The sequence below is a fragment of the Psychrobacillus sp. NPDC096389 genome, from assembly GCF_044762855.1.
GTDB lineage: Bacteria > Bacillota > Bacilli > Bacillales_A > Planococcaceae > Psychrobacillus.
The window spans coordinates 412,517-428,222 of the sequence record NZ_JBIWFB010000001.1 but is presented as its reverse complement, the minus strand read 5'-3'; the positions used below and the strand labels follow the sequence as shown (position 1 = coordinate 428,222).

At 38.6% G+C, this 15,706-nt stretch carries 15 protein-coding genes; 3 read left to right on the top strand and 12 right to left on the bottom strand.

Annotated features, from left to right (window positions below):
• Positions 1-144: 144 nt before the first annotated feature.
• The 11 genes from ACIQ38_RS02140 to ACIQ38_RS02090 form a co-directional block, all read right to left on the bottom strand.
• Positions 145-1,140: an anti-sigma factor domain-containing protein gene (locus ACIQ38_RS02140; RefSeq protein ID WP_402817366.1), complete on the bottom strand. Its 996-nt coding sequence runs from the start codon at positions 1,138-1,140 to the stop codon at positions 145-147.
• Positions 1,140-1,895 carry an RNA polymerase sigma-I factor gene (gene sigI / locus ACIQ38_RS02135; protein WP_402817364.1) on the bottom strand — a complete coding sequence of 252 codons (756 nt, stop codon included), beginning with the start codon at positions 1,893-1,895 and terminating at the stop codon, positions 1,140-1,142. The genes ACIQ38_RS02140 and sigI overlap by 1 nt, the downstream gene beginning before the upstream one ends.
• A gap of 86 nt (positions 1,896-1,981) precedes the next feature.
• On the bottom strand, positions 1,982-2,677 hold the full coding sequence (locus tag ACIQ38_RS02130; protein WP_402817362.1) for a hypothetical protein: 696 nt from the start codon (positions 2,675-2,677) through the stop codon (positions 1,982-1,984).
• Between the two features lie 137 nt (positions 2,678-2,814).
• Positions 2,815-3,015, bottom strand: coding sequence for a hypothetical protein (locus ACIQ38_RS02125; RefSeq protein ID WP_402817360.1), 201 nt, complete (start codon positions 3,013-3,015; stop codon positions 2,815-2,817).
• A gap of 25 nt (positions 3,016-3,040) precedes the next feature.
• Positions 3,041-3,958 carry a DMT family transporter gene (locus tag ACIQ38_RS02120; protein ID WP_402817358.1) on the bottom strand — a complete coding sequence of 306 codons (918 nt, stop codon included), beginning with the start codon at positions 3,956-3,958 and terminating at the stop codon, positions 3,041-3,043.
• 388 nt (positions 3,959-4,346) lie between these two features.
• Positions 4,347-5,594 (bottom strand): efflux RND transporter periplasmic adaptor subunit, encoded by a 1,248-nt coding sequence (locus ACIQ38_RS02115; protein WP_402817356.1) that lies wholly within the window; start codon positions 5,592-5,594, stop codon positions 4,347-4,349.
• Positions 5,591-6,268, bottom strand: coding sequence for a hypothetical protein (locus ACIQ38_RS02110; RefSeq protein ID WP_402817354.1), 678 nt, complete (start codon positions 6,266-6,268; stop codon positions 5,591-5,593). Before ACIQ38_RS02110 ends, ACIQ38_RS02115 begins: the two co-directional genes overlap by 4 nt.
• A gap of 16 nt (positions 6,269-6,284) precedes the next feature.
• Positions 6,285-7,670, bottom strand: a complete 1,386-nt coding sequence (locus ACIQ38_RS02105; protein ID WP_402817352.1) for a S41 family peptidase — start codon at positions 7,668-7,670, stop codon at positions 6,285-6,287.
• Between the two features lie 174 nt (positions 7,671-7,844).
• A complete protein-coding gene (locus ACIQ38_RS02100; protein ID WP_402817350.1) occupies positions 7,845-8,657 on the bottom strand; it encodes a flagellin N-terminal helical domain-containing protein in 813 nt (270 codons plus the stop codon).
• 428 nt (positions 8,658-9,085) lie between these two features.
• On the bottom strand, positions 9,086-9,547 hold the full coding sequence (locus ACIQ38_RS02095; protein ID WP_402817348.1) for a transcriptional regulator: 462 nt from the start codon (positions 9,545-9,547) through the stop codon (positions 9,086-9,088).
• A 142-nt stretch (positions 9,548-9,689) separates the two neighbouring features.
• Positions 9,690-10,025 carry a hypothetical protein gene (locus tag ACIQ38_RS02090; protein ID WP_402817346.1) on the bottom strand — a complete coding sequence of 112 codons (336 nt, stop codon included), beginning with the start codon at positions 10,023-10,025 and terminating at the stop codon, positions 9,690-9,692.
• A 209-nt stretch (positions 10,026-10,234) separates the two neighbouring features.
• On the opposite strand from ACIQ38_RS02090, the gene ACIQ38_RS02085 reads away from it, so the two are divergent.
• From ACIQ38_RS02085 to ACIQ38_RS02075, 3 genes are all read left to right on the top strand, one after another.
• Positions 10,235-10,633: a helix-turn-helix domain-containing protein gene (locus ACIQ38_RS02085; protein ID WP_402817344.1), complete on the top strand. Its 399-nt coding sequence runs from the start codon at positions 10,235-10,237 to the stop codon at positions 10,631-10,633.
• 96 nt (positions 10,634-10,729) lie between these two features.
• Positions 10,730-12,310: a hypothetical protein gene (locus ACIQ38_RS02080; protein ID WP_402817342.1), complete on the top strand. Its 1,581-nt coding sequence runs from the start codon at positions 10,730-10,732 to the stop codon at positions 12,308-12,310.
• Complete coding sequence (locus ACIQ38_RS02075) at positions 12,307-15,018, top strand: DEAD/DEAH box helicase (RefSeq protein WP_402817340.1); 2,712 nt, start codon at positions 12,307-12,309, stop codon at positions 15,016-15,018. Before ACIQ38_RS02080 ends, ACIQ38_RS02075 begins: the two co-directional genes overlap by 4 nt.
• 84 nt (positions 15,019-15,102) lie before the next feature.
• Here the strand turns inward: ACIQ38_RS02075 and ACIQ38_RS02070 are convergent, their stop codons facing one another.
• Positions 15,103-15,519, bottom strand: a complete 417-nt coding sequence (locus ACIQ38_RS02070; RefSeq protein WP_402817338.1) for a single-stranded DNA-binding protein — start codon at positions 15,517-15,519, stop codon at positions 15,103-15,105.
• Between the last annotated feature and the right edge of the window lie 187 nt (positions 15,520-15,706).

Genomic DNA, 15,706 nt, shown 5'->3' with positions numbered 1-15,706 from the left:
TTATATATTTCGAAATTCGTAGTTTTTGAGATGTTACAGGGATGTTACTGGTGCCAGGCACCAGTAACATCTCTGTAACAATAAACTAGTTACTAAAAAAAGAGAGCGATTCGCTAGGGAGTCGCTCTCTTTTTTGGTGCGTTATTATTTGTCGTTATTGTTTCCTTCTTTGTTATTGTTCCCTTCTTTATTTTTATTTCCTTGATTGCTGTTATTCTGGTTTCCTTGATTATTATTATGGTTATTTTTATTTCCCTGATTATTGTTGTTGTTTTGTTTACCTTGGTTATCATGATTTTTGCTTCCCTGATTGCTGTTGTTGTTTTTCTTTTCTAACTTTTGTTCTGCTTTTTCGGTTTGCTTTTGTAATTTTTCTTGTTGTTTTATTTCTTGTTTTTCTACTTTAGGCTGTTTGTTTTCTTTAGGTGGTGCTTGCTGCTCTTGCTTATTTTCATGGACAGGCGGTTGTACTGGTATCGGAAGTAGTTCTTTCTTTTTTGTTGGTTCTGTTGCTTGTTCCGTTTTTCTCAATTGATTGATTGTTTGATTGTTTTGGTTTGCTTTTATTCGTTCTTCTTCTGTGCTTTCTGAGACGTTCCAAGTCCGGTGAGTGTGCTCGTTTTGTATGGTGCGGACTGCTTCTTCTACGATTTTCTTTGTATCCGCTTGTTCTTCATTTTCATAAACCATGATTATTTCTACTTCTTCTACTTCGGAATTCATCTGGCTTACCACTTTATCTAAGACTATCGTTAATGGAAGTCCTTCCCATTCATCTATACGTGGTGTCGGTTTATCATCCAAGGACTTTAGAGACATGACGTTGCCTTCCTCATTTAATCCAAGTTCTAGTGCTGTTTCACCTTCCAACTGTACATAAGCCGCTAACGCACTACTCGTTTGGGGAATTAAAGATGCCACTAAAAATACAAGTAACACTGCTGCGACAAGAGCTGGTCCAATGAGAAAAGGTTTCATTCGCTTTCGGCGCTGGGGGGCTGCTACTAAATGAAACTCTGCTTCTTCCCCAATTTCCGGATTTGGATTGGTCGGAATGCCACGTAGAAACTTGCCTTCTTTCGTTAGGAATACCGAGTATTTACTTTTCTTCTCGCAAACAATGCCCTTGTATGTGCGCATCATATGATTTCTCCTTTTACATACTCTTTTATATAAACGAAGTCACTGTTTAACAGTAAGACAACGGCGATTATATATTTGCGGTGCCGTTCCAATGTTTTTCGAGATACCTCGACGATTGCTTCGATTTCTTTCAATGGTAGTTGTTTGGTTTTCATTAAATGATTATAGAATTCTTCAGTTTCGGCAATAATTTGCGCTATTTGAAAAGCCGTTTTTCTTGCATCCGCATGTCTTGGTGCTACTTTTGTAAGCTCATCAAATGTTAAATTAAATAGTGCTAATAATTTTCTGTAAAGGACCAGTTCTTCTCTTCTAGTAGCGGTTCGCTGTTCTTCTATGTATGTATTTATAGATTGTTTATCTAATAGAAAATGTTGTTCCGATGTAGCTGCCTCTTCTTCGGAAGCCTGCATTAATAACACTTTCTCGTTTCTCGTGGCTTCTTTTCGAATGAAATCGACCATGCGTCTTTTGATGATTAAATGGGCAAATGTTTGGATAGAGGCATCTTTTGATGGATCAAAAGCCATTACCGCTTCATGAAATCCATTTATTGCTACACTGAATTCTTCATCATGCTCGTCAATCGGTCTTTTGCAAATAAAGGATGCTGTTTTTTTAATAAATGGGGTAAAGGCGAAAAGGAGGTCACTAAGAACCTCCTCATCGCCTGCTTTCGCCTTTTGAGCAAGCTCATTTGTTGTTTGTTTTGTTTTTGTTTTGAATAACCCTTGAATAATGGACAAAAGCATACATACCCTCCGTTCTCACTTTGACCGATTCCCTTTTATTGTAAAGGGCTGTTCGGTAAATGAAAAGCGGTTATTTTGTGAAATGATTAATCTTCGTTTTTATCTTCGTCTTTTTTGTTCTTTTTGTTTTCTTGTTTTTCAGCTTTGTGTTCTGCTTGTAATGCTTTGCGTTCTTCTTTTTGTTTTTCTTGAAGTGCTTTACGCTCTGCTTTTTGTTCAGCTTGAAGCGCTTTGCGTTCTTCTTTTTCTACTTTTTTAGCTGGAACTTCTTTAGTAGGTTCTTCCTTAGTAGGCTCTTCGACTTTTGGTTGTTCTACTTTTGGTGTTTCAATTTTTGGCGCTTCCACTACTGGTTGTTCCACTTTTTGGTGTTCAACTTTAGGCTCTTCGCTTTCCGGAGCTTCTGGTTCAACTTTTTGTGATGCTTCGAATTTTTCAATAGCACGTTCTGCATTTCGTTTGATTGCCGCTTTAGCAGTTTCATTCCCGGCATTGTCATATGCTTTTGAGAGTGCTTCTAGATTCCCAGCTGTGTATCCTTCGGGAATTTCAATGTCAATTCCTACAGTGTCTCCAGTTGTCACTTCTGCGTTTACTACGTCACTCTTGGAATCTTCTGTTGTTTTTGTAGCAGTTTCCGTTGTCTGCTCACTTGTTTTTATCACTTTGTTCAAATCTACTGTATCGAACAAGTTTTCATTTGCCCACGCATATCCACTACCTGTTACTGTTAGGGTTGCAACTAATAGAGCTGCTCCAGTTTTCTTCCATTTCATCTGCATATTCCAATCACCTCAAATAGAATTTGTCCATGTTACTTTGTTCGAACACTCTATTATTCGTACGAGCTTTTTCGTTTAAGGGGGTCATGATGAAAATAAAAAAAATTGTTACGAGTGCCAGGCACTTGTAACAATTTTTATAGGTAATCGTAAAATGTTCCATTTAAGAGTAGGGTGATGTCGCCAACTACTCCTATACAGAAAAAGACGAAGTAGTACGTTGCTTTGGACACTTCTTTTTTGAAAAGTTCTTTAATTGCTTGGATGAAAAGTTGTTCAAATTTAAACCAGCTTAAAATCCAAGCAATTAGTAGGAAGCTGACAATTGTCATTTTCAATATTCCTCCGTCCTCTTACTAAACTTTATTCGACTACTCTTTTTTCTTTATGCTTTTTCCACATGTCTTCGGCTGCTCCGGACCCGAGCATAACTCCTATAATGATCAGGAATAGACCGATAAAGTGGCGTCCTGTAAGTATCTCGCCTAGGAAAATGGCGGATAGAATCAGTGAGAACAGTGGATTAAGGTTCATGAAGATCGCTGATTTCGTTGCACCTGCTTTACCTACCGCATAGTTATACATCATATGACCTACGGCTGTGCAAATAAGTGCAGATACTAGAAATATCGTCCAAAAGAATCCATTTGTTTCTCCAAATGCGGTAATGCCGCCTGGTTCTTGAATAAAGCTAATGATGGAGAGCACGACTGCACCGATTAGCATCATATATGCAGTGAGCAATCTCGGATCAAGCGTTGCTGCGGCTTTACTTACAACCATATAGCTTAGTACTTGCGCTAAAATAGCTAGAAATACGTAGAAGTCTCCGATATTCGCACCGTTTGATTCTCCGCCGCCAACTAAAATGGAGACGCTCACTCCGGCAAGCCCAAATACTAAACCAAGCCATTGAATTTTAGTAGGAAAGAATTTTAATATTAATGCCGCTGAAATGGCTGTTAGCATTGGACCTGTTCCTAATATGAGCCCTCCGTGTGTTCCACTTGTGATGGATAAGCCGATGTTTAGGAAATAGTGATGTAGGACGACATTGGTGAGTGAGCCTAGTAATATAAATTTCCATTCTTGCTTCGTCGGCTTACGAAGAAGTTTCATTTTCCATAAAATAACAAACACTGCTATGCTGGCACACAGTATTCGAAATGCTGTTAATGTGACGGGTGGCACTACTGTAACTAAATATTTTAGTATAGGAAGGTTGGCACCCCAACTGAACATGACGAACACGAGCATGGCGTAAATTTTCCATTCTTTCACTTAAGGGCCTCCTTGTTAAAAATGAAATTTGTTTGATTGACGACAGTACGAAAGGAATAAGAAGATAACGGACCATACAGTAGTTTGTATGTTATATAGATTACTGTACGCTTTGTTCCTGAATTCATCAATATTCACTTACTACTTTTATATCATTACATTAGTATAACGAAGTTACTTTCAGTTGTTAAGGGGAGATTTCGATCAAGGCGGTGGATAAATCGATTGTTACAAGTATGTTACTGGTGCCTGGCACCAGTAACATACTTGTAACATTAGGCAAGAGTAACAAAAAGTCCAGATGTTGCGAGGGCAACTTCTGGACTTTTTCTGTGTATATTTTTATGGATGTTTCTTCGTCTATTTCTTTGTATATCTTTTTGTATGCTTATTTGTATGTTAGGTATTTGACGTAGTCTTTCCAGCCGATTGCTTTGATGCTGTTCCAGGATGGAAGATCGCGTGGGAATGGCAGGAAAGCTGGTGCTTCGTCGGTTTTTGTGTCTGCGTTTAGTAGGATGCTTTCACTTTGTATGCCTTCTGATAGAATGGCGTATTGTTTTAAGTCGAATGGTACGTTTACTTGCGTTCGTATGATTTTCCCGTCGTCTGAAAGTGTGTATACTTCGGCTGTTTCTTCTGAACGATTAAGGAGCCAGTCTGCTTTTACGCGAATTGCATTTTCAGCTTCTTTTGTTATGATGACCGAGTTTATGTTGGCGGCAAATGGCAATGTTTCTAGTTGTTCATCTACTTCGATTTGCACTTCATATACGGGTTCTTTCGTTTTTTCACCAAATTGTTCATATGCTTTTCGCCATTTGGATTCGTTTGCTGGTACTTGGGCTTTGACCGATACGTTCCCCTCTACTACGCCTTCTCGGTGGGCAGAGTAGTTATTCACTCGTTGGCCTTCGTTTATTTGGTGCCATTCGTCTTCTTTTGCATATGTGATGACTGATTTTTCATTCGCATAAATCGTGATAAAATACGTTCCGCTTCGTTCTTCGATTGCGGCGATGTTACCTTCTATTGGGCTTAGTAGCGCCGTTGTACCCGATTCTTGATTGAGCTGATTGCTGATGATTTGTAACTTGCGGTCTATCTCGGCAATTTTTAGTTCGGTTTCTGCTATTGCTTGAGCGTAGTTTCCTTCTGGTGAAACATTCACGTCGACTTGCACATTCACGTCTGTTTCACCGTCTCCTGCAGAATGATTACTCGTCGAATTGGAGCCTGCTCCGTAACGCTCCGATTCTAAATTTTCTATAATGTCATTAAGTCGTGATTGTTCTTCCATGTACGCCTGTTGCTCAGTTTCCCAGTTCGCTCGCTGTGTGTCAGCAGACTGAGTATTTAATAATGCAAGCTCCGTTCCTTCTTGTACGATGTCTCCTTCTAACACTGCTATGTCGTCAACCGCATCAACATCTATTGTGACCATCACTTCATTTGCAGGGACAACGACTGATTCTTTTTCCAGTTCTTTTGCATATGTACTTTCATGTACGCGGTCATATTCATGTATATAATACGATCTTGCGATTTCACTTTTATTGGAAAATAATAGAATTGCATTGGACGCAATGAATGTAGATACGACAATGGCAATAGAGATTGTTACCATTTTGTTCATACGGCTTGCCCCCCTTCGAACCATGCTTCTAATGGAAGTACTTGGATTCCCGCAATGAATAAAGCAAGGATGACCTGAATCACTATTAAAATAATTAATAGATTACGAGCAGACATTTCCGTAAATGCTCGTAAAAAACGAAACTGGATAGCAATTACTAGTCCTGTGATGATCGATAATTCATTAAAAAAATAAGTAAAGAAATCACTATCTAAAAATGTAGCAGCGAGTGGTCCAAATGATAAAATGGAAAAGTCTGTTGTATAGCCAACGACTACGTACAATAAAAAGACAAATGCTTTTTCCATTAAAAGTAGTGCCACTACGAATAGCTGTATTACCGCCACTTTCGACAGTTCCATATTCGTTATCTTATGTAAAAGAAAGGCGATTCCGAAAAAATGAAACGCCATATATAGGATAGACCAAATGATGGACCCTATTAAGGAAGTCGCTCTTGCGATTACGAATGTATCTTCAAAGCCACCTACGAATATAGAGGTAAGCTCTTCTGTGTGCATTCCCCATATATCGCGAAGTGCAAACAAGACGACCCCAAGTAATGCGACTAGCCAGACACGCTTTTCAAAGCCGTGCATCTTTGTATCTTTTAGTGACCCAATTAATTCGTTTTTGTTAAATAGGTATTTCCAAAATCGAAATTCAAAAAACATTCCTTTGTTCCCCCTCTTATGGCTGAACAGTTACTTCTGCGTAAGCACCAGTTTTCATCAACTCTCCCGTTTTTGCTTGGAATGTTGGATGAATGAGTAGTAAGTAGGCTGCTCCTTTTTCTAGTGGTGCTGTTGGTGTTACCACGAACTGGTTATGTGATTTTTGCTTGATGTTGACTGGTACATTGTTCGCAGTTCCCAATTTGATCAGTTCTATTTTTTGCTGTTTGTTTGATACTACTGTGTTAGAAAATATAATCGTAAATTCTTTCGTTGTTGGCACATTTTGAAGTGCTGACATTTTTTTGTATGTTTTATTCGCTTCGATAATCGCATCTGAATGGGCTTTTTCTAGCTCTTTCCCTACTGCTGTCGCAATTTGTGGTTTGACACCGGTTTTGTGGATAGTCGTCCCTTTTGGTCCCGTGAAGTTTGCTACCGTCAGTTTTAAGTAGGAACCATCAGATAAGTTGTAAAACGATTGCATCGAGCCTTTGCCATATGTCGATTGGCCGTAAAGTGTGGCAGATTGTTGGTCAAGTAGCGCTCCAGCGACCATTTCAGAAGCACTTGCGCTATACCCATTTACGAGTACTTTTGTATTTGTTGGAAATAGAGATGACTGCTGCACAGATTTTACCAGTCCATCTTGTTCCCTTGTTTGAAGCCCATATGCATAAGGGCTTTTTGGAAATAAACCAACTAGCTCCTCCGCCGTATGTACAAAGCCACCGCCATTATTTCGTAAGTCCACGATAAATGAAGTAGCTCCTTGCTTTTGAAGTGCATCTTTTGCCTGTTGTACGAGTGTTGCACCGTCATCTGAAAATGTATTCAGAGCGATATATCCAACATTTCCATATAAAAGTTGCTTTGTCACAGCGGGAACCGTAAATTTACTTCGTGTGATGTTGTACGTTTTTGTTACATTCGTAGCTTTTAGCACTTCTAGTTTTACGGTTGTTCCTGCTTTGCCGGTAATGAGCGAAGATGCCTGTTGAATCGACATTTCTTTCGTCATCACTCCGTCCACCGCAACAATAATATCGCCAGGCTCCAGCCCAGCAAGTGAGGCAGCAGCACCTTCAAACGTGCTTACTATTTGAATCCCTTTTTCATGTTCCTCAATGATGACGCCAATACCTGTCGTCGTATTATTAATAGAGCTCGTGTAATTTTCAAATTCTTCTTTCGTAAAATAGGTGGAATACGGATCTAATTTCAAAGTAATATCCTCAATCGAAGACATAGTTTGTAAATTGGTCGGAATTTCTCCCATATAATGCTCGTTAACTAGTTTTTTTACTTCGTCAATCGGTGCTGCCATTGCAGAAATCGGAGCAAACACTAAACCAATGGTAATCAATATGGTCATGGTCGCAAATGCGGAAATCCTCTTCATCCCAATTCCCCCTTTTAAACTCTCTAAACCTATATTACCCTAAAACCTACCATATGGACAGATTTGTTACGTGATTGTTACGGGTGCCTGGCACCGGTAACAATCTCAAGCTCTCGGTTAACGTAAAACAATCGCGAAGAGTTGCATTCGCGATTGTGTGTGGAAATATAACGATTATTTTAGTAATTGCAATATGGATTGTGCTTGTTGCATATGCATGCTTAGTACATATTGTCCGGCCTGCATTAATATATTTGCTTTTGTCATGGCCATTATTTCTTTTGCAATGTCTGCATCTCGTATTCGTGATTCCGCAGCGGTTAAATTTTCTTCCATGTTCACCGCATTATTGTATGCATGCTCTAATCTATTTGTATACGTCCCCATTCGGGATCGTTCATTTGATACTTTAGTGATTGCTTTGTCCAATTGACCGATTGCATTATTGGCTCCATCTCTAGTAGAAATGGATAGGGAATCGCCCCCGATTGCGGATGCCCCCATGTTGCCTATTGTCAGCTCTATCTGTTGTCCTGCATTTGCACCTGCTTGAATTTTCAAAGAACTTTGAGAGCCATCGAGTAGTGTTTTTGTATTAAATTCAGTATCGCTTGCAATTCGTGAAATTTCTTTTTTTAATTCATCAAATTCAATTGCTAACTGACTTCTATCATTATCTGTTAATGTGTCGTTTGCAGATTGTACGCTTAGTTCTCTCATTCGCTGTAGGATGGAGTGTGTTTCGTTGAGTGCGCCTTCTGCCGTTTGAAGGAGTGAAATGCCATCTTGGATGTTGCGAGCCGCTTGACCAAGACCACGAATTTGTGCACGCATTTTTTCTGAAATAGCCAGTCCTGCTGGATCATCTGCAGCGCGATTAATTCGATAGCCTGTTGAAATTCGCTCCATCGACTTATTCGCGATCGCCCACTGTGTATTCATATTTCTGATAATCGACAAACCTGACGCATTCCATTTACCAAGCATCTTATCCGCACCTCCACTCCAGCATTTCTTTTTATATCGACATATTTTCTAAGTTTTTGAGACGAAAGATTATTGCCTAAAGTTTTGTTACGAGAGTGTTACAGGTGCCTGGCACCTGTAACACTCAAGGCAGCTACACTCTCATAGCCTGAATGTATGGCTTGTTGGGTTTTAGGGAATAATGTGTGTAACTTTTGAGTTGTTTATTCGACTTATACGTTGAATCGAGATATTTCCCGGGAAATTTACGTAGAAAGGAGTCGAAGGATATGAAAATCGACAAATGGATCGGAATCAGCTGGGGGGATATATTGTTTGGTGTACTTGGATCGAGTGGATTTGTATTATTTTTGTACTTTTTTACACCGTTTTATTAATCATAAAAACACCTATCGTCTTTTTTCGTTAGGTGTTTTTATGTGTTCGGATTATTCAATTGGGAAACCTCCGTTATGTTCTTTGAATTGTTGTAGTTTGTTGAATAGGCTAACGTCTCTATTCAGTAATGCATAGTCAATCATACGTTCATAGTTTTGTTGTTCTAGTTCTTGAATCACTTGGGCGGCATTTTCTAATGAGGAAGAACTCAAATCACTATGCACATTTGTTTCGATGATTGTTTGTAAATGCATGTGAATATCTGAGACTAGTAATAGTTGATACAGTGGTAATCGGATAAAACGATTTCCTTTTTGAAATACAAATATTTCGGATAGATTTTCTACTTGTAACGTTTCCGCATGTACTATAATTTCCTTCCCTTCTACCGGTATGAAATGGAACAATTCGTCATCTTTTCGGATGGAGAAGTATTGGTACGCGAAAACTAACTTTATTCGATTACCTTCTAGCTTTGTGTAAAATGGCTTCATCAATTGTACGAGTAGCATGTCATCCTCTCCTTGTTTTAGAATTTTCTGATTATTATTAGTTTATCATATTTTTCATTTTTCGTGTAGTGCATCTGTTTGTTTTTGCGGCTTTTACACATCAAAAAGCAAATGTTTCTGGCATTTGCTTTTTGACAATGCATTATTTTATTACTAAAGAAGTTGATTCATTTCTTCCTTTCGGATAGTGAAAAAAACCGACCTTTCTCGGTCCACATCGGACTGCGAATGTTTGGAAAACTTGTTGTAATATTTCTGATTCGTTTTGTAGCCCATTGCATTCTAAACAGAACGAAAAAGTTCCTGCTTCAAAATCAAACTCCAAATTATAAACTGTAAAATCTTCTGCTACAATTTGTTTAATACTTGTTTTTACTTTATCGGGATCACTAATCATATACTTTAAATTGCTAGTTTTCGCACCAACTAATTGGATTTTTTCTTGTTCTCTCGTCGGTTGGTAATTGTGAAGCCCCAATAAATCTGGTATATGTAACTTTATTTTCTTTATTTTTCACACTTCCTTTCTATCACTTTAATCCCTAATTTTCTCATCAATGTAGTATTATCCTAATACCTATATACTATAAAAGTTAATTTGATGTATTAAAATCTCCATTTTGGCGATTTTTACTGATCTTCCCTCTTATTTCGATATTCTTGTTTCATTGTATAGGAGGGAATTGTATGGCCTTTTTTGAGCGCATTCGCGAGTATCGGGAACAACTTGAAATTACACAAATCGAAGCCTCTAGAAGACTAGGTATTGACCATTCTGTCTTGTCGAAATATGAGCGAGGCGATCTTTCCATCCCAATCGAGTTATTACATAAATTTATCATCGAATACGGTATACCAGAAAAAGATTTTTTAGAAATGCTAGTTGGTACAAAATCCAAAAGAAAAAATCCTGGACTGGAAGCTAGGGAAAGTAGAGAACGCTATCTTGAGTCCTTTCAAGAGGAATACGTCTCTCCGCTTATGCCACTGAAAGAATTTCGAGAATTAATGATGGATATCGTAACTGTTTCAACAGATGAAAAAGAACGAAGACGTTTCCTTCAAAAAATACGTAAAAATTATTAAATCTTTTCTTTTGTGAAAAATAGATGGTGCGGCTTTTATTCTGGTACGATTGACCGTATAATGGAAGGAAAGCCTTTTTTCTTAGGAGAGATTCCCTTGACCCTTACTTCTTACCAAAAACTTGCCGCGCATTATAAAAAGTATATTAACCAATCAATGGTTACGATTGAAAAGAAACTCCATCCTGCTATTTTAGAGGATGAGGAGCTTGTTCGACGTGCCGCTTTTTTTGTGCGTAACGGAGCAGTTTCTATATCTAATTATTATCCTCAAGAACATAAAGTGGATTTCACTATTCGTGATGTGAGCAATATTGAAGTCTCTTATAACCTTTTACAAGATCGTTTTAACTGCCCTTGTCCGATGCAAAAGCCTTGTCGGCATATTGTGGCAGCTGTTTTTTATTTGTATCAACAAAATGATTCCTTGTCGACATGGATTTCAGATTGGCGTTCTAATGATGATCTGACGCAGTTAACTTTGTTAAAAGATGAACGTAGTCCTAGAAACTGGGAGCTTATCGTAGAAAACTTTTTCCGAAAGTTCATTTCCCAATATCCGCCTACGAGTTTTTACTTGTTAGAGTTTGCTGTACATGATTTGAAAGCGCAAATTCGAAAGTCTCGTCCTTTTGAAAGAGAATGGCAGCCGATCTATGATGTGTATGTCAATCTATCGATATTAGTTAAAATTTGGCCTTACTTAGAGCCTTTTGCGGATTCAAATATGCGCAATCGTGTTTTTCATTTTTTACATGAGTACGTGGAAGAAATGGATGATTATTTAGCACAATTTGCTTCCAAACCGAGAATGTTTGCAGCAGATCCTTTTTACGATGATATGATGGCAAAAGTACGCTCCTTCTATTTCGAAACAGAATCCCTTTTTCGTTTCCGAAAACATGTGTATTTAGCATTTTGGGATGCATTAGTCACGGATAAAGCGAAGCGTATCGAAGAAGTGAAGTACTTAGAGCAACTAGATAAAACTGATGAGGATATCCCTTTAAATATCGTGTTGCCGTATTTTTATCTGACATTATCGATGACAGATGAGTTGCTTGCCGCGGCAGAAAAAATGGAAACAGAGCAACTATTAGAATGGTTAGAAGTGTGCGAAAAAGCACTTCATCTGACCAATAAAGATATGGTGAATAATCTGGCAAGAAAATTATTGCCCCACATTTCCTACTATTTGAATGAAGTTGTCACAAATCCATCTCGAGTCATGCTTATACGCCGATTAGAATTGTTATTTGCTTCGATTCAGTTAGAAGCAGAAGAACTTGAAGGACTATACCAATCATTTGGACTGTATGGCATACAGTCTTATTCGACTTTGTTGTTAAAAGAGAAGCGCTATCGTGATTGGATGGCGCTACATCAGTCGGCAAATTCATCGCTTGAATATGCAGAGGCTTGCGGGCTATCTGTTGTGAAAGAAGAAGCTCCTGAAGTATTGCTTCCCCTCTACCATCATTATGCGATGCGCTTTATCCAAGAAAAAAACCGCTATAGCTACAAACAAGCCGTTCGAATTTGGAAAAAGATGAAACAAGTTGCAAAGAAATCAAATGAAACAGATTACTGGAATGCATATGTAGAAAACATACGTGAAAAATACAGACGTCTTCGTGCATTACAACAAGAAATAGAGAAAGGAAACTTGCCATTATGACCCAGCCTTTATCTATTACAAAAGATTTTTCGCTTAAAATTAGCGCTACTGAAAACGGATATTTCCATTTAACGACGCACACCGCTCCAGCCGACCAATGGGTACCCTACTTATATATAGACCATCGGGAAAGTTTTTTTGGTCTAACCGCGCAATTGGAAGAAAATGCACTAATAGCTTCGCCTGTTGAATTGGTGGAACTTTTTTCCGGTAAAACCCATCCTTTCGTCACTTTTTCAGGTGGAAATGAGGATTCTACCAATTGGCTGCAAACATTTAAAGAAGCTGCGAATGTTTGGGCTAGCCCGAATTTATGGGACCAGCTCCAACTAGAAGATAATATATTCGAAGTAAAAGCACCAATTGATGAAAAAGCGAAAGCTCTTATATCGAATGCGGTGACACAAAAGCTTTATCAAGCTGGCCTTGCGATGGAAGATATACCTGCCCTTATCCCATTTTTTCAGCAAGGTGGTTGGCCGATCAAATCGCAAACTACCCATCCGAATATACTCGTCGCATTGCGTTTGTCTGAACCGGAAGCACTCGATGATACATGGTTACTTGAAACAGTCGTTCGAGGGAAGAAAAGCAGTGTTTACTGGACACCTGCATTCCGAAAAAAGTCACTACCTATCAAAGAGGCATTACCGGATAAATGGAGTGAATACAGCAATTTTATAGAAGAAGTACAAACGAAAATGTTTTCACTCATTTCGTCCATTGATAGTCAAAATTCAGATATATTCTTCTCTTCCACTTTATCGGATGAAGAAGTGCGTATATTCTTGCGAGATGATTTAGTAAAATTACAAGCGCTTGGATTTGAAATAGTCCTTCCTGCATGGCTAAAGGCAGTAAAAGAGACGAAAATGCGTGTCAAAACGATTGCCAAAACGGCCAATGCGTATAAAACTACTGCTGGTCTCAATGAAATATTGCAATTTAACTGGAGTTTCTCTTTAAATGGACAAGAAATTTCTGCAGAAGCTTTTCAACAAATGGTAAATGAAAACCGCTCGTATATTCAAGCAGGAAATGAATGGTTTCGCATAGATGCCGCTTGGATGCATGAAATTCGTGAATTAATGAAGAAATCAGAAGATGAAAATTGGACGGTAAAAGAGCTATTGTTCCGAGAGATTCCTGAAGAAATGGCACTTATGCTAGACGATGACGAAGAGTCGAATGAGGATCCATTATTCCAATTTGAAATGCAAAAATCACTTCAAACCCTGATGGAACAACTTTCAGAGAAAAAAGGATTTCCTGCAGTCGATGTTTCGTCTAATTTATTGACGACGCTTCGCCCTTATCAGCAACTCGGGCTAGAATGGCTTGTGTTCATGCGAAATGAACAATTTGGTGCTTGTTTAGCGGATGATATGGGACTTGGAAAAACGGTTCAGTTAATATCCTATTTATTGCATGTGCATGAAAATGAAAAACGAGAAACGCCTTCGCTCATTATTTGTCCGACTTCCGTTTTAGGAAACTGGCAAAAAGAGCTGGCAAAGTTTGCACCTTCCTTAAAAGTTCAAACGCATTATGGGTCTGCTCGTACGAAGGAAATAGATATGACCGCAGATGTTGTCATTACAACATTTGGTACTGCTATGCAAGATGTCGAATCGTTAGAAGAAGTTGTATGGTCTAGTATCACACTAGATGAGGCGCAAAACATTAAAAATATGCATACGAAACAGTCGCGTGCTATTCGAAAACTAAGAGGTGCACATCATATTGCCTTAACTGGTACACCTGTTGAAAACAGATTATCTGAGTTATGGTCCATTTTCGATTTTATCCATAAAGGGTATTTAGGATCATTCGGCAAATTCCAGGAAAACTATATAGCCCCAATTGAACGGGATAATTCCGATGCTACTAAGCATAAGTTACGCATCAAGATTCAGCCGTTCTTATTAAGAAGAACGAAACAAGATCCAGAATTACTGCTGAACTTACCTGAAAAACTGGAACAACGGGAATATTGTGCGTTGACGACCGAGCAAGCAGCGCTATATGAATCGCTTATTCAAGAAACGGTGAGCAAGTTGGACACACTTTCTGGTTTTGAGAAAAAAGGACTTATACTAAAAATGCTTAGTAAGCTAAAACAACTTTGTAATCACCCTGCGCTCTATTTGAAAGAACCATTTGATGATGCGGAAGACATGCTCGAACGTTCTGAAAAGTTGGCACAGATCGTCACACTTGCAGGGGAAATTGCAGCTCGTGGCGAACAATGTCTTATTTTCACCCAATATATTGGTATGGGACATTTATTGCAGCATTGCTTAACGGAACTATACGATGTAGACGCACCGTTTTTAACCGGCAGTATGCCGAAAAACCAGCGTGACCATTTAGTAGAGGCTTTTCAAGCGAAGGAATTCCCTGTTTTCCTTTTATCGTTAAAAGCTGGTGGTACTGGTCTAAATTTAACCGCCGCAAACCATGTATTACATGCTGACCGGTGGTGGAATCCCGCTGTTGAAAATCAGGCGACGGATCGTGCATATCGTATTGGTCAGACTAATTTTGTGCATGTGCATAAATTTATTACAATTGGAACGATTGAAGAAAAAATTGATAAATTGCTCGTCGAAAAACAAGCTTTATCCGAGGAGCTAATACATTCTAGTCAGTGGATTACGGAAATGTCTGATGCAGATATTAAAGATTTGTTAACGCTGTCCATCTAATATTGTTTTTTTAAAAACCTGACCGTGCTTCTTTCGGTCAGGTTTTCCTCTCTTGTATAAGCAAAGCTTTGCGGTCTTCACTTTTTATACTGGAAGTTGATTGGATGGTGTTGAAGGAAATTCAAAGTCGGTTTCATCATTTTTCGGTTGTTCGTGTGCAGCATTCGTCGGAGTGTTTTGTTGTTCCTCTTCTCTTTTTTTAGTTACTAAAAATCGGATATCCTCCACAACTACTTCTGTTACAAATACCCTTGTCCCATCACCTTTTTCATATGATCTCGTATTAAGCCTACCTGATATCCCAACAAGCGAGCCTTTCCCACAATACTTGACCGTTGTTTCCGCGAGCTTTCCCCAAATCGTGCATAGCACAAAGTCCGCATCATCGCTTTTATATCCCTTATTTACAGCAAGAACAAAACTTGTTTGTACCCTTCCTTCCGTTAAATATTTGAGTTGTGGAGCTTTTGTCATTCGTCCGATTATTGAAACTGAGTTCACTTTTTCACCTCCTTTTGTCTCATTGGCATTATCATACTGGCATACGAAATTGTTAGCAAAAGCTGACAATTTCATTTTGGTGTGTTTTTATTGGTATAAATGAAATTTTATATGTTTAGATTCTTTCTGAAGCTAATAAAACCGGAAATACGAAAAATCAAAAATGCAATTTTGGCATATTTGTAAT

Coding starts and splice junctions, on each gene's coding strand:
- ACIQ38_RS02140 (WP_402817366.1), bottom strand. CDS start 1,140: ATGCGCACATACAAGGGCATTGTTTGCGAGAAGAAAAGTAAATACTCG.
- sigI (WP_402817364.1), bottom strand. CDS start 1,895: ATGCTTTTGTCCATTATTCAAGGGTTATTCAAAACAAAAACAAAACAA.
- ACIQ38_RS02130 (WP_402817362.1), bottom strand. CDS start 2,677: ATGCAGATGAAATGGAAGAAAACTGGAGCAGCTCTATTAGTTGCAACC.
- ACIQ38_RS02115 (WP_402817356.1), bottom strand. CDS start 5,594: ATGAACAAAATGGTAACAATCTCTATTGCCATTGTCGTATCTACATTC.
- ACIQ38_RS02110 (WP_402817354.1), bottom strand. CDS start 6,268: ATGTTTTTTGAATTTCGATTTTGGAAATACCTATTTAACAAAAACGAA.
- ACIQ38_RS02105 (WP_402817352.1), bottom strand. CDS start 7,670: ATGAAGAGGATTTCCGCATTTGCGACCATGACCATATTGATTACCATT.
- ACIQ38_RS02100 (WP_402817350.1), bottom strand. CDS start 8,657: ATGCTTGGTAAATGGAATGCGTCAGGTTTGTCGATTATCAGAAATATG.
- ACIQ38_RS02095 (WP_402817348.1), bottom strand. CDS start 9,547: ATGCTACTCGTACAATTGATGAAGCCATTTTACACAAAGCTAGAAGGT.
- ACIQ38_RS02085 (WP_402817344.1), top strand. CDS start 10,235: ATGGCCTTTTTTGAGCGCATTCGCGAGTATCGGGAACAACTTGAAATT.
- ACIQ38_RS02075 (WP_402817340.1), top strand. CDS start 12,307: ATGACCCAGCCTTTATCTATTACAAAAGATTTTTCGCTTAAAATTAGC.